This is a genomic window from Candidatus Paracaedimonas acanthamoebae (assembly GCA_017307065.1).
Taxonomy (GTDB): domain Bacteria; phylum Pseudomonadota; class Alphaproteobacteria; order Caedimonadales; family Caedimonadaceae; genus Paracaedimonas; species Paracaedimonas acanthamoebae_A.
In genome coordinates, this window is record JAFKGL010000013.1 from 79,651 (window position 1) to 101,957 (window position 22,307).

General features: G+C 36.7%; 19 protein-coding genes, 1 tRNA gene and 1 riboswitch. Of the genes, 15 read left to right on the plus strand and 5 right to left on the minus strand.

Annotated elements, in window-relative coordinates; all coding sequences use genetic code 11:
• Window positions 1–76 precede the first annotated feature (76 nt).
• The 13 genes from J0H12_02840 to J0H12_02900 all read left to right on the plus strand — a co-directional run bounded on the left by J0H12_02840 (window position 77) and on the right by J0H12_02900 (window position 14,927).
• Complete coding sequence (locus J0H12_02840; protein MBN9412850.1) at window positions 77–631, plus strand: prepilin peptidase; 555 nt, start codon at window positions 77–79, stop codon at window positions 629–631.
• A 1-nt stretch (window position 632) separates the two neighbouring features.
• Window positions 633–1,427, plus strand: a complete 795-nt coding sequence (cpaB, locus tag J0H12_02845; protein ID MBN9412851.1) for a Flp pilus assembly protein CpaB — start codon at window positions 633–635, stop codon at window positions 1,425–1,427.
• A gap of 29 nt (window positions 1,428–1,456) precedes the next feature.
• Window positions 1,457–2,857 (plus strand): type II and III secretion system protein family protein, encoded by a 1,401-nt coding sequence (locus J0H12_02850; protein MBN9412852.1) that lies wholly within the window; start codon window positions 1,457–1,459, stop codon window positions 2,855–2,857.
• A gap of 10 nt (window positions 2,858–2,867) precedes the next feature.
• Window positions 2,868–3,539, plus strand: a complete 672-nt coding sequence (locus tag J0H12_02855; GenBank protein MBN9412853.1) for a hypothetical protein — start codon at window positions 2,868–2,870, stop codon at window positions 3,537–3,539.
• A 20-nt stretch (window positions 3,540–3,559) separates the two neighbouring features.
• Window positions 3,560–4,771 carry an AAA family ATPase gene (locus J0H12_02860; GenBank protein MBN9412854.1) on the plus strand — a complete coding sequence of 404 codons (1,212 nt, stop codon included), beginning with the start codon at window positions 3,560–3,562 and terminating at the stop codon, window positions 4,769–4,771.
• 58 nt (window positions 4,772–4,829) lie between these two features.
• Window positions 4,830–6,260 (plus strand): CpaF family protein, encoded by a 1,431-nt coding sequence (locus tag J0H12_02865; protein MBN9412855.1) that lies wholly within the window; start codon window positions 4,830–4,832, stop codon window positions 6,258–6,260.
• Entirely contained in the window at window positions 6,257–7,240 is a 984-nt protein-coding gene (locus tag J0H12_02870; GenBank protein MBN9412856.1) for a type II secretion system F family protein, read from the plus strand. Before J0H12_02865 ends, J0H12_02870 begins: the two co-directional genes overlap by 4 nt.
• 12 nt (window positions 7,241–7,252) lie before the next feature.
• A complete protein-coding gene (locus J0H12_02875) occupies window positions 7,253–8,212 on the plus strand; it encodes a type II secretion system F family protein (GenBank protein ID MBN9412857.1) in 960 nt (319 codons plus the stop codon).
• Entirely contained in the window at window positions 8,209–8,691 is a 483-nt protein-coding gene (locus J0H12_02880; GenBank protein MBN9412858.1) for a DUF721 domain-containing protein, read from the plus strand. Before J0H12_02875 ends, J0H12_02880 begins: the two co-directional genes overlap by 4 nt.
• Window positions 8,692–8,797: 106 nt before the next feature.
• Complete coding sequence (locus tag J0H12_02885) at window positions 8,798–11,032, plus strand: UvrD-helicase domain-containing protein (GenBank protein MBN9412859.1); 2,235 nt, start codon at window positions 8,798–8,800, stop codon at window positions 11,030–11,032.
• Window positions 11,033–11,051: 19 nt separating this feature from the next.
• Window positions 11,052–11,924 carry a 50S ribosomal protein L11 methyltransferase gene (locus J0H12_02890; protein MBN9412860.1) on the plus strand — a complete coding sequence of 291 codons (873 nt, stop codon included), beginning with the start codon at window positions 11,052–11,054 and terminating at the stop codon, window positions 11,922–11,924.
• Window positions 11,925–12,142: 218 nt separating this feature from the next.
• A riboswitch (TPP riboswitch) is annotated at window positions 12,143–12,243 on the plus strand.
• Complete coding sequence (locus J0H12_02895) at window positions 12,233–13,498, plus strand: MFS transporter (protein MBN9412861.1); 1,266 nt, start codon at window positions 12,233–12,235, stop codon at window positions 13,496–13,498. It overlaps the preceding riboswitch by 11 nt.
• Window positions 13,499–13,601: 103 nt before the next feature.
• A complete protein-coding gene (locus J0H12_02900) occupies window positions 13,602–14,927 on the plus strand; it encodes a D-alanyl-D-alanine carboxypeptidase (protein ID MBN9412862.1) in 1,326 nt (441 codons plus the stop codon).
• A gap of 119 nt (window positions 14,928–15,046) precedes the next feature.
• Here J0H12_02900 and J0H12_02905 read toward each other — a convergent pair whose 3' ends face one another.
• The 5 genes from J0H12_02905 to J0H12_02925 all read right to left on the minus strand — a co-directional run bounded on the left by J0H12_02905 (window position 15,047) and on the right by J0H12_02925 (window position 20,158).
• The gene (locus tag J0H12_02905; GenBank protein MBN9412863.1) at window positions 15,047–15,673 is read right to left on the minus strand and encodes a CatB-related O-acetyltransferase; all 627 of its coding nucleotides are present in this window, start codon (window positions 15,671–15,673) and stop codon (window positions 15,047–15,049) included.
• 43 nt (window positions 15,674–15,716) lie between these two features.
• Window positions 15,717–15,791, minus strand: a tRNA-Val gene (locus J0H12_02910).
• A 98-nt stretch (window positions 15,792–15,889) separates the two neighbouring features.
• Window positions 15,890–16,468: a CDP-diacylglycerol--glycerol-3-phosphate 3-phosphatidyltransferase gene (gene pgsA / locus J0H12_02915; GenBank protein ID MBN9412864.1), complete on the minus strand. Its 579-nt coding sequence runs from the start codon at window positions 16,466–16,468 to the stop codon at window positions 15,890–15,892.
• Window positions 16,469–16,517: 49 nt separating this feature from the next.
• On the minus strand, window positions 16,518–18,380 hold the full coding sequence (uvrC, locus tag J0H12_02920) for an excinuclease ABC subunit UvrC (GenBank protein ID MBN9412865.1): 1,863 nt from the start codon (window positions 18,378–18,380) through the stop codon (window positions 16,518–16,520).
• Between the two features lie 431 nt (window positions 18,381–18,811).
• Complete coding sequence (locus tag J0H12_02925) at window positions 18,812–20,158, minus strand: peptidoglycan DD-metalloendopeptidase family protein (GenBank protein ID MBN9412866.1); 1,347 nt, start codon at window positions 20,156–20,158, stop codon at window positions 18,812–18,814.
• 75 nt (window positions 20,159–20,233) lie between these two features.
• On the opposite strand from J0H12_02925, the gene J0H12_02930 reads away from it, so the two are divergent.
• Both J0H12_02930 and J0H12_02935 read left to right on the plus strand, forming a co-directional pair.
• Window positions 20,234–21,208 (plus strand): RluA family pseudouridine synthase, encoded by a 975-nt coding sequence (locus J0H12_02930; protein ID MBN9412867.1) that lies wholly within the window; start codon window positions 20,234–20,236, stop codon window positions 21,206–21,208.
• Between the two features lie 181 nt (window positions 21,209–21,389).
• A complete protein-coding gene (locus J0H12_02935) occupies window positions 21,390–22,271 on the plus strand; it encodes an RNA polymerase factor sigma-32 (GenBank protein ID MBN9412868.1) in 882 nt (293 codons plus the stop codon).
• The last annotated feature ends 36 nt before the right edge of the window (window positions 22,272–22,307 follow it).

Sequence of the window (22,307 nt, forward strand, 5' to 3'; positions counted from 1 at the left end):
AGTTGAAGGATATGGTTAATCACAATTTAAGTCAACGTTAATTAAAAGTTTTGGAAATTAGGGGGAGAGATAAAAAGTGCAGACATTTTATATTATTTTTAGCCTGTTAGCTTGTTGTGCGGCAGTCTTTGATTTCCTCTTTTTTCGTATTCCCAATATAATTTGTATCCTTATGGTTTTGTGTTTCTTTATGGGAGGGGCTATTTTTTATCCTCTCGAAAGCATTACAGAGGCTGTTCTTTTGGCTTCAGGAACTCTAATAGTAAGTTTTTTACTCTATGCTGTTCGAGTATTTGGAGCCGGTGATGCAAAGCTTTTAGCGGCTTCTGCTTTGTGGTCAGAGAACTCAAATTTTCTTTTATTTATCTTGGCTACAAGTATTTTGGGATGTTTTTTAGGAATCTTTTATCTCAAATGGTCAGATGAAATAGATAAAATTCGTCTAAAAATAAATATATTTTTAACTAAGTTTCTTCAGGATGGAATTCTGTGGACGTTTTATAAACGATATCAAGAATTGCCTTTTAAAGAAAGCCGTTCACCAGAAAGCAAAAAGGTAATTCTTCCTTATGGTGTCGCAATATGTGGGGGATGTTTCGTTATAACCTACATAAAAATTTGGGGGGCTTAAAATGAGATCTAAAAGTATATTACTCGTTCTGGGGTCCTTAGTTTTTGCTGTTTTACTGTCTTTGTTATTGCAAAGCTTTTTTAACAAGAATAATAAATCTGCCGCTAAAAAAGCCCAAGAGAATATAGTTCTTGTCTTAACAGCGCCGACAGAATTATCTCCTGGCACAATTATCTCTGTTGATAAACTTGTTTGGAAAGAATGGCCTACTGACGCTTTAAATCCGAATTATATTACAAAAGATAAAACAGAAGAATTAAAGACTCTTAATGGATCTACTGTAAGATTTGCGATCTTAGCTAATGAACCTGTTAAGCTCTCAAATGTTGTAAGTCCTGGAAAAAGCATCCTATCAGCTATTATTCGGACAGGGATGAGAGGCGTTACAATTCCTTTTTCAAAAATAGCTAACGCTCCAGGTTTTATCGCTCCGGGAGATCTTATCGATGTTGTGATTCCTAAAAGGTCTCAAGAACGTGGTGAAGGATATTTTGGGCAAACAATCATTAAAGGTGTTCGAATCCTTGCTGTAGATCGTTCTTTACAGAATGTTGATGGAAATAAATCAGATCAACCAAAAACAATGACGTTAGAAGTGACGGCTGATCAGGCAGAAGATCTCGCAGCTTCGATCCGCGGCGGAGAAATTGTTATTAGTTTGCGCAGTGCTTTTAAGGGAACTTTAGATGAAAATGCGGCTCCTGTGAAAGTGGAGCAAGCCCCTGTGGATGATAAAATAAAACTTATAACAATGATCCGAGGAAAAGATAAATCTCAAGTTACTTTTAATGAATAGAAGATATAAAATTAATAAAGGGATAAAAAATGTATCATTTAATTAAGGCTAAAACAAAGCTCTTTATTTATATAGTTGGGTTTACATTTTTTATAAATAATGTGTACGCAATTAAAGAAATGATAATTGAACAGAATGTAGCAGAAACAATTCATCTCGAAGATCAAGTTACAGAGGTTTTTGTTGCAAATCCTGAGATTGCAGATGTTCAACTCAATAATCCTCGGGTTGCCTATGTTTTTGGAAATAAACCCGGTGTAACAACTATATTTGCGACCAATAAAGAAGGAAAGCTTATTTTACAGCTTCAACTCAAAGTCACGCATAATTTGGCGCAACTTAATCAAACCTTGAAAGCGCTTTATCCTTATGAAGATATTCAAACAATCTCAACGCCTGGTGGGGTTGTTTTAAATGGAAAAATATCGACACCTGAGACAGCAAAGAAGATTGTCGATGTTGCGGCAAAACATATTGGAACAAAAGATAACATTATCAACAATCTACAGATTGGCACCAAGACACAAGTTTTATTGAAGGTAAAAATTGCTGAAGTCAGAAGATCAACCCTGAATAAATTAAATATCAATTGGTCATCTGCTATTAATTCTCCGGCTCATTTCACGTATGGTTTGATGACGGGACGAGCTCCTATTGTAAACGGTGTTTTTGATCGAAATAATGGAATACCTCAGTTATCAAGTGTAGGAGCAGGATTCAATGATGGGGTGAGTAATTTTAGCGCTTTGATTGATGCCTTAGATCAAGAAGGTTTGGGGACAATTTTAGCAGAACCAAACTTAATTGCGGTTTCAGGTGAGACAGCAAGCTTCTTGGCGGGAGGAGAATTTCCTTTTCCAGTTCCTCAAGATACCAATATTACCATTGAATTTAAGCAATTTGGTATAAGTCTTGCTTTTACACCTACAGTGCTTTCTGGGAATTCTATTAATTTAAGAGTTCGCCCAGAAGTAAGTGAATTAGATGATAGTAATGCTCTTGCGATCCCGGTAGGTACATCATCAGCTCCTGTGCGAGTTCCTGCTCTTAAAACAAGACGTGCAGAAACATCTGTCGAACTTGGCAGTGGTCAGAGTTTAGCAATTGCTGGACTTATTACAGCTAGTACAGCAAATGCGTATTCTCAACTTCCTGGATTTGGAGATATTCCAGTTTTAGGTGCTCTCTTTAGATCGACTGATTTCAAGCGTGAACAGAGTGAACTTGTAATCATTGTGACTCCTTACATTGTGGAACCTAATTCAGATCCAAAAGCACTTCAATTACCAACAGATGGTATAAAATATGCTTCTAATTTGGAAACACTTTTTATGAAAAGACTTAACCGAAAAAATGTAAGACCAGATCAAGATGGTAAAGAAATTTCCGAGCATCAGCTCTTTGGTGTTGCTGGTTTTAACGTAGAATAAGAGGAATAATATGTTTAAGAAAATAGCTGCACTACTCCTAACTTCTTCTGTTATGTTACCGGGATGTTATATGGAGAAAAACATAAGTTATACTCGTCCTGAAGAACCTTTAGTAAAGAAGAGAACTGCCTCTCAATTAATTCACTATAAATCAAAACATCGAGTTAAGCTGACGACTAAGGAGGTTCTTGATCTTAAAGACAAGGTTGAGAAAGCTCAAAAAATACAAGATATTCGAATAAATATTGTAGGGCCTCATCTGAAGTCTGCGGGGGAAAACTCTCTAACAAAAGCACGGATTAATCATTTGGTTCGAATTCTTGATCGTTTAGGGATTCCAAATTCTTCGATTCAAATCCTGGATAAAATTAATGGGGCGATTTCACAGGTGAAATGGGAGCCTGAGATGGTTGTTATTGAGGTGGAATGGTATGATCGGCAAGCTCTCAAGAGTCCAGGATGGGGGCAAGTGATGGATGGTTCAGTTGCGCCAGAAGGAGAAGAAAATTTTGGTTACACAACAAACCATAATTTAGCACAAATGGTTACTGATCCCCAAGATTTGATTGCTGGGAAAGATCTAAAAAGTTCTGATGGTCAATATAATAGTATGAGTATTGAGCGCTATCAAACAGATAAAATAAAAGCAATAAAAGTTGAAAGATTTGACAAGGCACAATAGAGAAGAAAAGAGGTTCTCACGTGAGTAAAGATAATAATTTAAACACCTTACTATGTTTTTTATCTGATGATACTTCAATTGAGGTTATGCAGGCGACATCCTTGAATAATTTAGGGCTTTCTTTAGAGGTCAAAAAAGGGGGCATAGAAGAGTGTCTAAAATATCTCAAAGCTAATCAATCACCAGATGTTTTAGTCGTCGATATTAGTGATTCAAAACTTCCAATGACAGATATGATGAAGTTAGCGGAAGTTTGTGAACCTGGTGTAGAAGTTATTACTGTTGGGAATCGTAATGAGGTCGGTCTTTTTAGAGATTTAATACATTTGGGGATCAAAGATTATCTTGTTAAGCCTTTAACGTCAGCTCATATTTTTAAGGCTCTAGAGCATATTCTGGTAGGGGATAAAAAAGTCGCTCAACCAGGAAAATTTAATAAATCTGGTAAATTGGTGACATTCGTTGGGTCGCATGGTGGGGTTGGTGTCTCAACTTTAGTTGCGAATAGCGCATGGGTGCTTGCAGAGAAAGAAAGCAAAAGAGTTAGTATTATAGATTTAGATATTCAATTAGGAATTATTCCGCATTTTTTTAATCTAGAACCTTCCGTAGGATTGCAAGAACTTTTTGAAACACCTGAGCGTATTGATGAGACTTTAATCAATAGATCTATGACGCATGTTGGGCAAAATCTTACGATTTTAAGTTCTCAAACATCTCTACAAGACCAGCCAGATATTGGTTTAAAAGCGATTGAATCAATAACACAAGAACTACTCTCTAATGTTCACTTCATTTTGGCTGATCTGCCGCGAAATTTCTCAACGCCATCAAATACATTTTTGTTGCAAAGATCAAATATTGTTGTTGTGACAACGGATTATTCTCTTATAGGTCTCAAAGAAACATCTAGATTTTTAGAGCTTTGTAAAGACCGTTTGGTGCCAGATCAAGAGATCATTATTATTGCAAACAAGCTAAATCAGTATAAGGCAGGAGAATTAACTCGCGAAATGTTTGAAGAAGCTCTGCAGCATAAAGTTACCCTTGAAATAGCTTTTGATCCTCTCAATCCTTTGGAAGCTTTAAGAGATGGGATTCCCCTTGCCAATAAGATGAAAGGGTCAGTTTACAAAGGGGTTTTAGCGATCGTAAATCGATTATTAGGAAAAGAGATGAATCATAAAGAATTTAAAGGCATTTTGGGATATCTAAAAAACTTAAAATTTTAAGTTTTTTTTAAGCCTATTGCGATATCCTCGAATCAATAAATGAAGAAAAGAGGGAATGATGTCAGGGTTTGGTCGTAAAGAAATATCAGAATTCGTTGATACAGCTCCCCAAAAGGTCTCTTTATTAAACTCAGGCCCTACAGATAAGATGAATGCGGTAAAACAAGGGGGCCATAGTTCTCAAGAAAATAATCACTATAAAACAAAAGTGGTTAATCAATCTCCAAATATTGTGATTTTTAAAGAAAAAGTTTTTGATCGTATTATTAAGCACATTGATTTAGTTGCAGCGGCAAAAATGCCAAGTTCGGAACTAAGACATGAAATTGAGCATTATGTCTTAGAATATTCAGAAGAACATCAAGCCCAAGTAAGTCGGAAAGAGTTACAAGATATCATTAATGATATTATGGATGATATGGTGGGGTTAGGGCCTCTTGAAATTTTACTTAAAGACTCAACTATAAATGACATTCTTATAAATTCTTATGATCTTGTTTTTGTGGAAAGATTTGGAAAGCTCTTTAAAACAGATATTGTTTTTCGAGATGAAAAACATGTTTTACAGATTGCACAGAGAATTGCGAGCCAAGTAGGGCGGCGTATCGACGAATTGAGCCCGATGGTTGATGCACGTTTGCAAGATGGAAGTCGTGTTAATATCATTATTCCTCCTGTTGCGTTAGGGGGAGCTTCTATTTCTATACGTAAATTCCAGCAACAAAACATAAAATTAAATGATTTAGTACAATATAATAGCCTTTCTCCCAAGATGGCTGAGTTCTTAAAAATGGCAGCTGAAGCACGCCTTAATATTATTATTTCTGGAGGAACAGGTGCTGGAAAGACAACTCTCTTAAACGCTTTATCTGGGCTTATAGATCCTTCAGAAAGAGTGGTTTCTATTGAAGATTCTGCCGAGTTGAAATTATCTTTACCTCATGTTGTTAGATTAGAGAGTAGGCCTTCAAATATGGAAGGGGCAGGTCTTATTACTATCAGTGATCTTTTAAGAAATGCTTTACGAATGAGGCCAGATCGCCTTGTTATTGGGGAATGTCGAGGAGCTGAAGCATTTGACATGTTACAAGCGATGAACACAGGACATAATGGCTCTATGTCAACGTTACACTCCAATAATACAAGGGAAGCTCTTCATCGAATAGAAAATATGTTGCTCATGGCAGGTCATGATTTTCCTAACCAAGTTGTGAAAGGTTATATTGCAGATGCAATTGATTTAATCGTTCATGTCTCTCGTATGAAAGATGGTGTGCGACGAGTCACTCAAATAAGTAGTGTTACGGGACTTGAGGATAATAAAATTAATATCCAAGACGTTTTTCTATTTAATAATATAACGGAAGAAAAAGGAAAGATTAAAGGGGATTTTGAGTTCCAAGATCTACCAAAAAAATTATGTGAAAAAATAGAAAATCATGGTGCTGGAAATGCTTTAAATAACTTCTTAAAATTGATCTCATCATGAATCAAGATATCTTCTTATATAGTAGTTTAATCTTATTTTTGATTATCTTGGGGCTCGTGTATGGCATTAATGAATTAGTTGAAAAGAAAACTAATCTACAATCTCGGATTAATAAAATGTTAGAAGGAAGAGATACGACCTTTTTGAATCAAGAGAATTTTAAAAAAATTCCGACCAAGCAAACACTTATAGAAAAGAAATTAAAACAGTATCTTCTTCGTAATCCTAAAAAAGTAGAGCAGTTTTATCTATGGATTCATCAAAGCGGCCTCAAATTAGAAATACGAGTGTTAATTATTGCTTTCTTGCTAACATGGTGTATCAATTTTTCGGCAGTAAAATTTTTTACAGACTTTAATATCTTACTTGCAATTGGTGGAAGTTTGATAGGACATTTCCTTATATTTTATGTGCTTATAGAGTTTATGGTGGCAAGACAAAGAGCAAAAATTGTTGATGAGCTTGCTCATGCCGTAGATATTATTGCGCGAGGTATTAAAGCTGGAAGTACAATTGAAAAAACTTTTCCCGTTGTGATTAGAGAAACAAAAGCACCTTTAAAAGATGAATTTACGCGTATGCTGCATGAATTGGATTTTGGTATCCCCTTTGAAAAAGTTATCCATTCTGCGGCTCACAGAGTGAATGTTCCAGATTTCTTTTTTTTCGCAAGTGCCCTTATTATTCAGCGTAAATCAGGAGGTGGCCTGCATGAAGTTTTAGAAAATATTGTGACGATGTTGCATAAAACAAAAGAAATTAGAATGAAAATAAAAGTGTTCTCAGCAGAAAGTAAAGGAAGCGCTGTTGTTCTTACTTCTATACCTTTTGTTGTGTGGGCTGCTGTCATGAGAACTAACCCTAGCTACTTAGATTTTTTTCTTCACGATCCTCTAGGAAATAAGCTTTTAATATTAATATTTGGCCTTGTGGCAGCAACGATTATATCCGTCAAAAAAATTATAAAATTTGAGGTTTAAGTTGAAATGTTTATGGATCTGATAAGCAATAATCTTAGTTTTATCCTTATAATAACCATTACTCTTATTTCTTTAGTACATTTTCTCACTAAAACGGCAGCCTCAGAAGATGTAAAAGATCGGATCCAAAAAGTAAGGGGCTTTGAAGTTTTTTCAAAAAATCCACAAGGCACTAATGTATCATTAAGCAATACAATAAATTCTCAGAAAATTTCAGAATCAAGCTTTATCTCATCGTTGAGAACAAGACTGCAGGGAACAATCGATGGTTATAAATTACGCTTAGAACAAGCAGGGTGGAGCTCTGAGAATGGTTTTCTTATCTATATCATTTCCAATACGATAGGCTTTATTGTAGGAACATCATTGTACTTCTTTTTAATTTTTTCCGTTCCCCAAATATATGAGCAAACTTGGTTAATTAAGTTAGTTATTTTTATGTTGTTTTTATTTATTTGTATTCGTTTTTTCGAATATCTACTCGATTATACGATTGCTAAACGTTATGCGAGAATGAAGAAACATTTGACTTTTGTTGTCGATCTTTTAGGGGTTTGTGTTCGAGCAGGTCTGACAATTGACGGAGCTTTGGAAAAAATAGCAGAAGAAATCGCGACGATTAACCCAGACTTGTGCAAAGAGTTGACCCAAGTTTCGATTGAATTGGACCTTATTCCTGATCGTCATATTGCTTTTCGCAATTTTGCACGTCGCGTTGATATTCCTTTGGTTCATATCCTTGTCTCAAGTATTATTCAAGCTGAAGAACAAGGTGCTTCTATTGGAAATACGCTGACAGTTCTTTCTCAAGAATTTACAAAACATAAAATTTTAGAAATAGAAGCAAAAGCGGCTCGCCTTCCTGTTTTATTATCTCTGCCTTTAGCGCTTTTCAGTTTCCCTTGCTTACTGATTGTCTTGTTGGGACCAGCTGTTGCAAATATTAGCAGATCTGCTATGTTTCATGGATGAAACAAGTTAGAACTTCTTCAGCTCAATTTATTGCAAAGCTTTTACCAAAACTTGTCAAGCCTACCTTTGAAAAAAAAGGATTTGTTCAGGCTGAGATCCTCTTGGAGTGGGGTAAAATTGTTGGGCCAGAATTGAGTGAAAAATGCTCACCTGAAAAATTAGTTTTTCCTCAAGGAAAAAAGACAGAAGGGACACTTCACCTGAATGTACAAATATCTTCAGGGCTCTTAATTGAATATGGTGCCCCTTTAATTATAGATAAAATAAATAGTTATTTTGGTTATCAAGCTGTTACTCGGTTTAAAATTAAGCAAGTTTTATATAAATTAGGGTCGAAGCCATTTTTAGAAAAAAAGATATTTAAAGATGTTTCTTTAACTTCTGAAGAACTGAATTATCTTGAGGACATTTCTTTTGATGACCTAAGAGAAGCCTTAAAAAGCTATTTAATATGCTACAAAAAAGCTTCTCTAGAATAATAATCTTTTGGCTCTATAAATAATATATTAAAGCTATTGGGATGTATAGGTAAGGTATGCTATGAGAACATAGGTCATATTATTTTATTATCGTAGAAGTACTTAAATGTTTCCAAGTAAAGAATTACAAGCCTCTTCCCAAGAATTCGAAAGAGAAAATATGAATGAGCAGCATCTCAATAACCTTAATGAGGCGCAACGTATTGCTGTTGAAACCATAAATGGTCCGGTACTTGTTTTAGCGGGAGCAGGCACAGGAAAAACACGCGTTTTAACAAGCAGAATAGCTCATATTTTATTGCATCGTCATGCGTGGCCTTCTCAAATCCTTGCTGTAACTTTTACGAATAAAGCGTCTCAAGAAATGAAGGAGAGACTTAACCGCCTTATAGGGCACTCAGCTGAAGGTTTATGGTTAGGAACATTTCATTCTTTATGCGTTCGTATCCTGCGGCATCATTCAGAGCTTATTGGTCTTAAATCTAATTTCACGATTTTGGATACAGATGACCAACTTCGTTTGATAAAGCAACTCTTGAAGGCGGAAGAATTAGATGACAAGCGTTATCCTCCTCGCCAGGTATTGGGGGCTATAGGCCGCTGGAAAGATAGAGGTTTATTACCTGAAAAAGTAACAGCGACTCAAATGGGTAAAACTGGTTACGTAGGAGATGAAAATACCCTCAAAATTTATAAAGATTATCAACAACGTCTTCAAATTTTGAATACTGTTGATTTTGGAGATTTATTACTTTTAACAGTCACCTTATTTACAACACACCAGAATATTCTCAAAACTTATCAAGAACAATTTAAATATATCCTTGTGGATGAGTATCAAGATACCAATATTGTTCAATATTTATGGCTTCGGCTTTTAGCGATGGGGAATCAGAATAATCTCTGTTGTGTGGGAGATGATGATCAATCAATCTACGGTTGGCGTGGTGCAGAAATAGGAAATATCTTAAAATTTGAACAAGATTTCCCGGGGGCTAAAATTATACGTTTGGAAGAAAATTATCGTTCGACCCCTCAAATTTTAGGTGCGGCTTCTACGCTTATCTCACATAACAATAGTCGTTTGGGAAAAACACTTCGTACGCAACGGGATGGAGGGGAGCTTGTTCAGGTAAGAGGAGTTTGGGATGGTGAAGAAGAGGCTCGTTTTGTGGGAGAAGAAATAGAAAATTTCCATCGAAAAAATGAGAATTTATCTTCTATTGCTATTCTTGTTCGTGCGAGCTTTCAAATGCGAGAATTTGAAGACCGTTTTATTACCTTAGGAGTTCCGTATCGAGTTATTGGAGGACCTCGTTTCTATGAACGTCAGGAAATCCGAGATGCCCTTGCTTATTTACGTGTGGTGATACAGCCCAATGATAGTCTTGCGTTTGAACGCATTATTAATACACCTCGACGAGGTATAGGGAATTCAACTCTCCAAACTTTACATGCTTATGCACGAATAAATCTTATTTCCTTAGTGGAGGCGACACGCATACTGTTGGAAACAGATGAGTTAAGAGGACAAGCTAAAGCCGCCCTTAATTCTCTTTTATTAGATTTTGATCGTTGGCGTAACATGTTAGAGAAAGTTCCTCCAAAAGAGTTAACAGGCATTATCCTCGATGAATCTGGTTATACGGCTATGTGGCTTGAGGATAAATCTCCAGATGCGCCAGGGCGACTTGAAAACCTAAAAGAATTTGCAGCTGCTGTGGGTCAATTTGAAGGTGTGGCATCTTTCTTAGAACATGTCAGTTTGGTTATGGAAAATAGTGCAGCCTCGCAAGGAGATATGGTGAGTCTTATGACGCTACATGCGGCTAAAGGGCTCGAATTTGATACTGTTTTTCTTGCAGGATGGGAAGAAGGAGTTTTTCCGAATCCACGGGCTTTAACGGAAGCTGGCGAAGGTGGGCTGGAAGAAGAAAGGCGCTTAGCTTATGTCGGGCTCACTCGGGCCAAAAAACGTGCTATTATTACTTTTGCAGTCAATCGACGTCTTCCTGGGGAATGGCAGAGTTCTATGCCTTCTCGTTTTATTGATGAATTGGCCCGTGAGCATATAGAAGTTATCAATCAACCAGGAATCTTTGGTCGAGGAAGGAGAGGGTGGGATGATGCGGTTACTTTACAAGAGTCTTCTCGCTCAGGTATTTCTTACTCTCAAATAGCGCCAAAAGTAACCACGTCGCCATTTTCTTTGGGTGATCGCGTTTTTCATATTAAATTTGGTTATGGGCGTGTCACAGAAATCAGTGGTGATAAATTAGATGTTCATTTTGAACATACTGGGCTTAAGAAAGTCATGTCTTCTTTTGTTGTTCGTAAATAAATTTAATAAGAAATGAAAAATGCTTTATAAACTCGAATTCCACTGCAAAAAAACACATATCATCTTATTTGAAGAGATTTTAGGAGAAGACCACCTTGGAGTGTCTACTTTTGAACAAAAAGAAAATCCCGACCAGTGGCACATAGAAGTTCTCTTTGATTTTAGCCCCAATTTACAAGTCCTAAACTATCTTTTCAAAGAAACGTCTGAAAAAGAAGGGATAGAGACACCTCATTTAAGTTTGTCATTAGTTCCTGAGATTGATTGGCTTTCAGAAAATCGTAAAGCTTTTCCTCCGCTTACCATTGGAAATTTTTATGTGTATGGATCCCATCATGAAGAGCCCATTCCACAAGGCAAAATTTCTTTTAAAATTGATGCAGCCACGGCTTTTGGAACTGGACAACATGCAACAACCCAAGGATGTCTTCTCGCTTTAGAGAAACTTAAAGAAGAAAAATATGCTCCTCTTAATCCTTTGGATTTAGGTTGTGGGACGGGTATACTTGGAATGGCAATCGCGCGTTTATTTAATATAAATGTGACAATGTCTGACAACGACATAGAGGCAGTTGAGAAGGCAACATCTAATGTCTTTGAAAATGATCTTAAGTCGCAAGTAACTTGCTATCTTTCAGAGGGGTTTCAATCTGAAATCCTTAAAAATAAAGCTCTTTATGACCTTATAACTGCCAATATTCTTGCGGATCCTTTGATTCTGTTGGCTTCGGATATGGACCGTTATGTCAGTGAAAAAGGGATTATTATTTTGTCAGGACTTCTTGCAACACAAGCAGAGGCTGTAGGAAATGCTTACAAAGCATTTTCATTTAAAGAAATAGACCGATACCCCATTGATGAATGGATGACGTTAGTTTTGAAGAAAATATAAGAATTATAAGATCAAGTTACAATTTAATTTAAAAGAATATTTCTAAAGAAATATCCAATATCAATTGATTTTGGATATAGAAAAACAAAGATACTATTTGAAATAGTTTCTCTTTAAAAAGCATGCATTTGTGGTAATAAGGAATATAAATGCATGTATGTTTTTAAAATTTTCTAAGTTTATTCTTGCTTTTATGAATTAAGAAATTTACATCTACTTGCTAACACCAGGGGTGCAAGCTTTAGAAAAGCTCGCTGAGAAAAACCCTTACAACCTGTTCAGGATAATGCCTGCGAAGGGAGAGTGAAATGCAGATCAAATCAAATGTGCGCTCATCTATTCTAAAAAATAAAATCTTCTTATCGACAATTGTTGGCAACAGTCTCGATCATTACGATACAGCCTTATACGGTTTTTTAGCGCCTTACATGGCGCCTCTCTTTTTTCCTAATGACGACCCTGTTGTTGCTCTTATTTATGCCTATAGCCTTTTATCGGTTTCTATTGTGACGCGCCCTTTAGGGGCCTTATTTTTTGGAAAATTGAGTGGTGAGAAAGGCGGAAAACAGGCTTTCATCTTTTCATTGTGGGGGGTTGCGTTAACAACAGGAGGAATAGGGATTCTACCATCTTTTGAGAAGATAGGTGTTTTTGCACCGTTAGCGCTTGTACTTCTCAGAGTCGCCCAAGGTTTTTTTGCTGCGGGTGAATCAACTGTAGCACCTTTGTTAATGTTAAAGAATGTGCCCTCTATCATTCAAGGTCAAGCAAATGGAATCTATCAAAGTTCAACAGTTGCGGGAATTCTTTTGGCGTCCTTTGCAGCAACATTGGTTTCTTTTTCAAACTTTGCGGATCTATATTGGAGAATTCCTTTTTTATTGAGTTTTTTTACAGGAATTTTAGGGCTTTATCTAAGATATCAAATCAAACAAGAGATGTTTGCTGTAAAGCCGAATTCTCCCAGTTCGTTGAAAATAGTAGAAACTTTAATAAGACGCAAAAAAGATTTGTTCAGAATTATTGCTGTATCAAGTCTAAGCTATGTGACATATGCAATTCCTTTTGTTTTTATGAATATTTTTGTTACTCAAGTAACATCATTAACGTTCGGGGACGCCTTAAAATTTAATACAATATTGTTAGCTTTAGATATGTGTCTTTTACCTTTATTTGGAAAGTTTTCTGATATTTTTGGTGTCCGAAGAACAATGATTTTTATAGCTCTGCTTCTTGCCATTACAGCAATTCCATTCTTTGCGCTTATTCCTTATAGCAATATGTTTGGGGTCGGATTAATTCGCTTGTGGATTGTTCTTTGTGGTCTTGGTTTTTCTGCCTCATTGCAAGCTTGGTTTATACAATCATTTAAAGGGCGTGAAACTTATCTTCTTACAGGGGTAGGATATGCCCTTGGATCAGAGCTATTTGGTCGTTCAGCACCAGCGCTTTGTCTCTGGTTTTGGCATTTAACTAACTGGGTTATAGCGCCTGCTTTTTATATCGTTGTCATAAGTATTGCGGCGATTCTTGCTCTTCGTGTGCAGCCTCTAAAAAATAATTTAACAGAATAAAATTTCTGAAGAAGATAAGCAGCTTTTGCTTGACCTTCTTTAAATTTTGATTAAAAATTAATCCTTATAAGTAAGTCATTAGAAAAATAAAGGTTCGTTATTTATGAAAACACGGTGGATAAACCAAACATTTATAACAATCTTTTTCTCATTATTCTTCCTCATTCATAATTCTGTAACTGCGGGAAAATACGCTGCTTATGTTATGGATGCCTATAGCGGGAAAGTCTTGCATGCAGAAAATGCCTATGGTCGTGTTCATCCTGCTTCTTTAACAAAAGTTGCAACTCTTTATATGTTATTTGAAGCCCTAAACCAAGGTCGGGTTAAACTTGATACCAAGCTTAAAATTTCTGCTCATGCAGCGCGTCAAATTCCAACTAAGTTAGGGATCCCTATTGGTTCAACAATTTCAGTTAAACATGCCATTCTTGCGCTTGTGACTAAATCAGCAAATGATATTGCTGTGGCAGTTGCGGAACATCTCTCTGGTTCAGAGGCTGCCTTTGCTCAACAGATGACAAAGAGAGTTCGACAGTTGGGGCTTAAGAGTACACTCTTTAAAAATGCTTCTGGTGTTCCTAACAAACAACAAATTACGACAGCAGCTGACATGGCAAAACTCTTGCAGATTGTTATACGTGACTTTCCAATCTATTATAAACACTATTTTGGTCAAAAAAGCTTTACTTATAATGGTATTGTTCACGCCAATCACAATAAACTTTTAGGAAAAGTTGAAGGTCTGGATGGAGGGAAAACAGGCTTTATTTGTGCTTCTGGTTTCAATATTTCCACATCAACTATTCGGAATGGGAATAGGCTTATTACAGTTGTCATGGGGGGAGAGACCTCAAGATGGCGAGATCAGCGAGTTATTTCCTTAACAAATAAAGGATTTACAAAATTCAAGCAACCACGTTTGGATCCCGAATTTATTGAACAGAGTGATCTTCATGAATTGCCGAATCCGCGGATAGTTTCAGAAAATCCTTTGCAACAAATGAATAGTTTTTCCCCTGCTGGATTGCCTCAAGTAAAACGTATTAGTTATCCATCAGTGGCAACGCCTAATAATACTCCAAGTAATGCTTTAAAAAAGAAAAATGCTCTAACTACTTCTCCAAATAAGATAAAAAAGGAAAAACAAGATGAATGGGGAGTTCAAATCGGAACTTTTAAGAATGCCAATCAAGCTCATATGACCGCGGCTCGTCTACTTGCAAAACTTCCCGACGATATTGAAGAAGGACAAGTTTCTATTGCACGTGCAACCCGTAAACAAGGGAATCCTTATAGAGCTCGTTTGGTTGGTTTTAGCAAAGAAGCTGCTCAACGGGTGTGTTATTTTATTGAGCAAGAGGGAACTCCTTGTCTCCCTTTTCAGAAGTACCGTCAGGAAAAAATGTATACAGCAAGTGCTCAATAAATTGTAATACTTTTGAAGCACTCTTAAGAATACCTAGTTTGGACTTTCAAAGATGTAAGAACTTTTTCCTACTTAATAAGACATCACGAGGTATTTTTTTAAGAGTTAATAATTTAAGATTATTGCCCTTTTAGAGCTTGAATATCTCCAGTTGTAATCGCTTCTAAGAAAAGCGTGATTTTCTCAACAGGCCAATCCCACCATGCTAAATCTAGCAGAAAAGAGATTGTTTCTTCATCAAAGCGTTTACGAATGAGCTGTGCCGGATTGCCACCAACAATTGTATAAGGCTCAACATTTTTTGTTACAAGAGCATTTGTTCCAATGATGGCTCCATGGCCAATGTTAATGCCTTGCATGATTGTCGCAGAATTACCTATCCAAACATCATTTCCAATCACAGTATCTCCTTTGCTAACAGCATTCATGCTTGCCGTCTGCCAGGATTCTCCAAAAACTCTAAAAGGGTAGGTAGAAATTCCGTCCATAGCGTGGTTAGAACCATTCATAATAAATTTGACACCTGTTGCAATTTGACAGAATTTACCAATTATAAGCTTGTCTTTCATAAAATCGAATAAATACAAAATATTTTTCTCAAAATTATAGACATCATCTGGATCATCATAATACGTGTAATCACCTACAATGATTTGAGGATTTGTAATAATGTTTTTAAGAAAACATGTACGTTTTACGTCTTTGATGGGGTAAAGTATATCTGGGTTAGGGAAAAGAGAATTCATTCCAAAAACTTATCTGATATTAGGGATGTAAAATTCATTATAATGGTGGGCGCTACTGGGATTGAACCAGTGACCTCTACGATGTCAACGTAGCGCTCTCCCGCTGAGCTAAGCGCCCTCACCAAAGGAATATTGGTATATAGCATCAGCCTTGCCATTGAATCAAGTGTTGAATGCAAAGTATGCTAAAATCTTGATCTTTTCCCGATTAATCATTTATCGGGAAAAATTTGTTCGATGATCATTAGAAATATATTTTAAACCGAAGCGACAATAATCGTAGCCTGTAATGAGTGTTAGAATTGCAGAAGCCCACAACCCAAATGTGCCTAAAATACGTAGATATAAGAAGTCAGTGAGAGGAGTAGCGGCAATGAGAATAGTCAGAGAGGTCATCTGAAGGGCTGTTTTCCATTTTGCAAGTTGAGTCACAGGCATAGAAATCTTGGTTTCGGCTAAAAATTCCCTAAGGCCAGAAACTAGAAGTTCTCTGCATAAAATAATGATAGCAGGAATAAGTGAAATCCCTTTAATATGGTCAAACCCAACCAATAGTAACAATGTTGATGCAATTAATAGCTTATCGGCCATTGGATCTAAAAATCGGCCTAATTGCGTTGTTTGCCTGAGTGTGCGTGCATAATAGCCATCTAAAAAATCTGTAATACAAGCGATCACAAAAAAGAAGCTTGCAATCCAATATCCTAGGTTTGAATTTAAATAAAATAAAGCCGCAACCACAGGAATAAGAATAATGCGAAAGAGCGTCAGATAATTTGGTAAACCTGCTAACACTTACTTATTTCTCCTTCTTTAATTTGGATTTTAAAATTATTTGGATTCTTTAATGAAAGTAATCATATATTTTTTGAGCTAAACTTGCACTAATTCCTTTTACAGATTGTAGATCTTCAATACCAGCCCGAGCAACTTCACGTGTAGATCCAAAATGGCGCAGTAGAGATTTTTTACGATGCGACCCAATTCCTAAAATATCATCAAGCATGGAACGTTCAATTGTTTTTGTTCTTTTTTGTCGATGAAAAGTAATTGCAAAACGATGCGCTTCATCGCGTAATTGTTGGAGATAAAAAAGGACTGTTTTATGCTTTTCAAGAGAAAAGGGCGCACGACCAGGTTGGAAAAAAGTTTCTTTTCCGGCATTTCTTTCTGGTCCTTTTGCGATGGCAACCACAGGAATAGAAAGTCCAAAATTTTCAAGGATTTCATAAACCGCATTAAGATGGCCTATTCCGCCATCAATGAGAAGAAGGTGTGGGAAGGGATTGCGAGATTGATCTTGAGCTAAAGAACCTGAAAAACGCCGCCGAATAACTTCTCTCATCATGCCGTAATCATCTCCTGGAGTTGGCGCACCTTCTTCATCTATTTTAATTGTAAATTTACGATAACTAGCTTTATCAAACCCTTGTGAGCCTGCGACGATCATCGCCCCAATAGCATTGGTTCCTTGGATATGACTATTATCATAGACTTCAATCCGTTGGGGCATATTTGTGAGTCCAAAAACATCTGCAACTTCATTTAAAATTTTTAACTGGGAACGATTCGAAGAGAGATGGCGTGCGAGGGCTTCATCAGCATTTTCAAGAGCTTGTCTTAAGATTTTTACGCGCTGTCCTCGCTGTGGTATGCTAATATTTACTTTCCGTTCGGCCGTTAATGAAAGGGCTTCTTCCACGAGACCCTGTTCTTTTAAAGGGTGGCTTAAAAGAATTTCTTGAGGGGGAAGCGTATCTTGATAGAAAAGAGTGAGGAAGCTAGCCAATACTTCTTCTATTGATAAATCCTTTGTGTGCTCAGGAAAAAAGCTATGACTTCCAAAATTGCTGCCATGGCGGAAAAAGAAGATCTGAATACATGTTGTTTCGCCATGAGACGCAATTGCAATGACATCTGTATCTTCTTTTAGAGCTGTATTAATATTTTGTTGCGCCTGGATTTGAGTAAGGGCACGAATTTGATCTCGATAATGGGTTGCTTTTTCATAATCTTGGCATTCACTTGATTCGTGCATACGTTGACTAAGATTTTGTTGAAGCTCATGCGATTTACCTTCAAGGAATGATTTTGTTTGCTGGACCGATTCTTCATAATCAGAAGCCTTAATATAGCGCGTACAGGGAGCGGTACATCTTTTAATATGATACTGTAGGCAAGGCCTTTTGCGACTTGCAAAAAAACTATCGCTACAGGAGCGTAGCTTAAAAATTCTATACATCGTGGTGAGTGTTTGATTAACAGCATACGTAGAGGCAAAAGGGCCAAAATAAGTGCCAGGAAGTGTTTTTGCGCCACGATGCTTTGTAAGGCTAGGCCATTCATGGTTTGATAATAAAATATATGAGAAAAATTTATTATCTTTTAGGAGGATATTATACCGAGGTTTTAAACGCTTAATCAGGTTAGCTTCAAGGAGGAGGGCTTCAACTTCAGTATGGGTGGTAATAAATTCCATTGTATGAGTTTCAGCGACCATACGTTGAAGACGATTAGGAAGGCGATAGGCTTGCGTATAACTATGAACCCTTTTTTTTAAATTTTTGGCCTTTCCAACATATAAGACTTCTGCTTGCTGGTTAATCATGCGGTAAACACCGGGAGAGGGTGACAATGTTTTTACATGCATGGCGATGATAGAAACACCCTGTTCTAAGGATGTCTGAAAAGAAGGAGAATGTGTCATAGGACCATTTTGGAAGAGATTGTTCTAATGTCAATCAAAAGATTTATCGCTCGCTTATCTCATCTATTTTCTGTTTTATATAAAGTTATTAAAATGAGCTTAAAATTGATCATACACCCTAAAATATTTTCATCCCCAGAATTTGTGAATAAGTCTGTGGATAAACCATAGATAAAGGTAAAATTCCCTGAGAGATCTTCGACTGAGGCTAAGTTGCTTAAATTTTAAGCAAATCGAAAAAAGCCTGGAAACTCTAAGTTTATTTTTAAAGCAAGTAAAATTTTTTCTTATAATAAAAAAAATGTATTGACATAGAAAGACCGTAGTAAGGCTTGTGCATAAGTTTCAATATTTTTGGATAATCAAAGAAGATTACTATAAGGCTGTGCTTAATAAAGATTAATTTTTTATTAAGGAATTTCTTACCAAATTTACGACTGAGGCGAGGGCGCAGGCGTGATTTCGGGAGCAGAAACTTTTTTCTCTAGTGTAGCTCTTTTTTCGTAGAGAGATTGGTATTTTTTATCAACTTCCTCTTTATGTACTATAAATTTGTTTAGTTCTTGTCCAGTTAATTTGCCCGCTGGTAACATTTTAATGCTTGAAGGGTTAATTTGGACGTTATGCCGTAAAAGCTCATAATGCAGATGTGGGCCTGTTGTGCGTCCTGTCATTCCAACATACCCAATGATTTGAGCTTGTTTAACACGTTTCCCTGCACGGATCCCATTTGCAAACCGACTTAAATGTGCATAAGCAGTTGAGAATTCGCTATTATGTCGGATACGAATATAATTTCCATAACTTGCCCAGGGACCTGCTTTTTCAATAACACCGTCACCTGAAGCCATAATAGGTGTTCCGATAGGAGCTGCAAAGTCGACTCCCTTATGCTGTTTAGTATATCCTAAAATAGGGTGTTTACGACTTCCGTATCCTGAGGAAATACGAGCCCCATCAATAGGGGTTCGTAAGAGTCCTTTGCGGACACTTTCACCTTTTGCATTAAAATAAGCATAATCACCACTTTTAGTTTTAAAACGATAAATAGAAAGCTTTTTACCTTGCAAAGTTAACATTGCATACAGAAGATCTCCGGCTTCTTCGCGTTGTGTATTAGGATCTGCATAAAGGTCGAACACCAAAGCATATTCGTCATCAACATGAAAGCTTCTTTGAAAGTCAACATCATAACTAAATGCTTTAATGAACTCATGGAGTATTCTTTTTGGAACGCCTTGTTTCCCTGCATCCATATAAAAACTGTCATGGATCTTTCCGGTTACTTCTTTTACAACGTGATCAAGCTTCACGGGCAGTTTTTCAATGATAAAAGGACCATTATCAGTTCGCGTTATCCAAATTTCTTCGCTAATCGATGGACGGAAATAAAGGGATTGCAAATCATAAGCCCCTTGTTTTTCAGGAATAGGAATGAAAGTTATATGAATTTCATGATCGGGACGAAGGTCTTTAGGATTAAAAGCTTTTCTTAGAAGTTCGGCGATTTCATGTGCTTGACCTCTCTCAATACCAGAGGTAACTAAGACAGATGTTAAAGTATCTCCTTTATGAATAAAAAGAGTTTTCTCTTGGGGGCCTTTGTCTTCATCGGGAATAACTTTTTCTTCAGCAGAGAGGAGAGGAGCTGGTTCAACAGGCGTATAATTTTCAAGTTTCTCTTGACGATGAAACCAGAAATCATGCACAGCTATTGCCATAGCTAATATAAAACATAAAAGTGCCGCAAGAATACGTGGGTTAATACGAAAGTTCATTCATTCTTCGAAGCTATGATTAATTATTAGAGAATATTGATACTCTGAACCAAGCATGGAGTCTATGAGAAAATCATGACCGAGGTCCGTAAATATATTGTTGAGTTGGAAGATGCTGGTTTACGCTTAGATCGTGTACTGGCTCAAAAATATCCAGATCTCAGTCGCACGCGAATTAAGTGCCTTATTGAACAACATAAAATACTTGTTAATGAAAAACTTTATCTTCCTTCTGCTAAAGTAAAAGAAAATAATGAAATTTCCATTACAATTGAACCTTTAATCGATGCTATTCCAAAGCCTCAATCTATCCCCCTTGATGTGGTTTATGAAGATCAAGATGTGATTGTTATTAATAAGCCTGCTGGCATGGTTGTTCATCCTGCCCCTGGTAATTATGATCAAACACTCGTGAATGCTCTTTTAGCTCATTGTGAAGGATCTCTTTCAGGTATTTCTGGTGTTAAGAGGCCAGGGATTGTTCATCGGCTGGATAAAGGAACAAGCGGGCTTCTCGTGGCGGCTAAGCATGATAAAGCTCATCAAGGACTTGTGACCCAATTCGCACAAAGAACTCTAAAAAGACAATATTTAGCCCTTGCGTGGGGAGCTCTTAGCCCTTTTCAAGGTCTCATTGATGGAAATATTGGTCGAAGTCCTCGCAATCGTCAAAAGATGGCCCTCTTAAAGAATGGAGGAAAAGAAGCAAGAACATACTACGAAACTAAAGAGATCTTTGGGAGATTCGCAAGTTTAGTAGAGTGTCAATTAGAGACAGGGCGGACTCATCAGATTCGGGTGCATTTAGCAGCTCAAGGACATGGAATTATTGGCGATCCTCTTTATGGCAGAATTCCTAAAGGATATGCTCGTATTGTTCAAGCGATGAAAGAACTCACAGAACAAAATACGCGGCCTCTTCTTCATGCTTATTGCTTAACGTTTATTCATCCAATAACACAGCAAGAAATGACATTTGAATGTGAATTGCCGGAGGATTTTAAAGAGGCGATGACTCTTTTAAAGCAGAATGTTGAATCTTATAATTGAGCTCAAGCTGGTTTAAAGTTTCGAATGGGAGCTAAATAATATAATACTCTTAACAAGATAGAAAAAATTCTTCTGTTGTTTTTTTATATAAACACATTATCCTAATTTTATAAAAAATGAGGTACATGTGTCTTTATCAAGCCAAAAAGAATCTCAAGATGTTCAAGATTTCAAGAATTTAATCCCTAATTTAAGTGATGAGAATAGTCTTTCTCATTTTGTATCATTAGCTAAAAAATTTCCTATTCTAGAGTCTACTGAAGAATTTAAGCTCGCAAAACGTTGGCATGAAGAGCAGCATGAAGAATCTGCTCACGCTTTATTGCAGAGCCATTTGCGCTTAGTGGCAAAGATAGCTTCTGGTTATCGTGGGTATGGGCTCCCTGTGCATGATTTGCTTGCAGAGGGAAGTATTGGCATGATGCAAGCTTTAAAGCGTTTTGAACCGGATAAAGGTTTTCGATTTTCAACTTACGCCATGTGGTGGATTGATGCGACGATCAAAGAGTATATTCTTAAATCTTGGTCTCTTGTAAAAATAGGGACAACGGCAAGTCAGAAAAAGCTTTTCTTTGGATTAAGGGCTCTTAAGAGCAAATTAATGAGAGAAGAAAGAGAAGAAAATCAAGGTGGTAGTCTATCTGATAAAATGATAGAGGAAATTTCTCAAAAATTAAATGTTCCTCGCGAAGATGTCACCATGATGGAGCAACGAATGCAAGGTCAAGAATTTTCCCTGAATGCAGTTTTAAATGTAGAAACGGGAGGGGAATGGCAAGATTGGCTTTTAGATGAAACTGAGAATCAAGAAGAGAGTTTTGCCCATCAACAAGAATTTGAAAAGCGACACACACTCCTCAAAGAAGCTTTTCACACACTCGAAAAAAGAGAATTTGATGTTTTCAAAGCGCGTCGACTTGAAGAGCCTCCTAAAACGCTCGAAGAACTTTCTATCGTTTATCAAATATCTCGTGAACGTGTTCGTCAAATTGAAATGAAAGCTTTTGAAAAAATTCAGAAAGATGTTCATAAATCAGCTAAGAAAATAGGCCTTCTGAATTGACTTCAGTTAATTTAAGTTAATTAGCTATTCTTGATT

Coding starts and splice junctions, on each gene's coding strand:
- J0H12_02850 (MBN9412852.1), top strand. CDS start 1,457: ATGTATCATTTAATTAAGGCTAAAACAAAGCTCTTTATTTATATAGTT.
- uvrC (MBN9412865.1), bottom strand. CDS start 18,380: ATGACACATTCTCCTTCTTTTCAGACATCCTTAGAACAGGGTGTTTCT.
- J0H12_02870 (MBN9412856.1), top strand. CDS start 6,257: ATGAATCAAGATATCTTCTTATATAGTAGTTTAATCTTATTTTTGATT.
- J0H12_02885 (MBN9412859.1), top strand. CDS start 8,798: ATGTTTCCAAGTAAAGAATTACAAGCCTCTTCCCAAGAATTCGAAAGA.
- J0H12_02855 (MBN9412853.1), top strand. CDS start 2,868: ATGTTTAAGAAAATAGCTGCACTACTCCTAACTTCTTCTGTTATGTTA.
- J0H12_02925 (MBN9412866.1), bottom strand. CDS start 20,158: ATGAACTTTCGTATTAACCCACGTATTCTTGCGGCACTTTTATGTTTT.
- J0H12_02880 (MBN9412858.1), top strand. CDS start 8,209: ATGAAACAAGTTAGAACTTCTTCAGCTCAATTTATTGCAAAGCTTTTA.
- J0H12_02895 (MBN9412861.1), top strand. CDS start 12,233: ATGCAGATCAAATCAAATGTGCGCTCATCTATTCTAAAAAATAAAATC.
- J0H12_02930 (MBN9412867.1), top strand. CDS start 20,234: ATGACCGAGGTCCGTAAATATATTGTTGAGTTGGAAGATGCTGGTTTA.
- J0H12_02890 (MBN9412860.1), top strand. CDS start 11,052: ATGCTTTATAAACTCGAATTCCACTGCAAAAAAACACATATCATCTTA.
- J0H12_02900 (MBN9412862.1), top strand. CDS start 13,602: ATGAAAACACGGTGGATAAACCAAACATTTATAACAATCTTTTTCTCA.
- J0H12_02865 (MBN9412855.1), top strand. CDS start 4,830: ATGTCAGGGTTTGGTCGTAAAGAAATATCAGAATTCGTTGATACAGCT.
- J0H12_02905 (MBN9412863.1), bottom strand. CDS start 15,673: ATGAATTCTCTTTTCCCTAACCCAGATATACTTTACCCCATCAAAGAC.
- J0H12_02875 (MBN9412857.1), top strand. CDS start 7,253: ATGGATCTGATAAGCAATAATCTTAGTTTTATCCTTATAATAACCATT.
- cpaB (MBN9412851.1), top strand. CDS start 633: ATGAGATCTAAAAGTATATTACTCGTTCTGGGGTCCTTAGTTTTTGCT.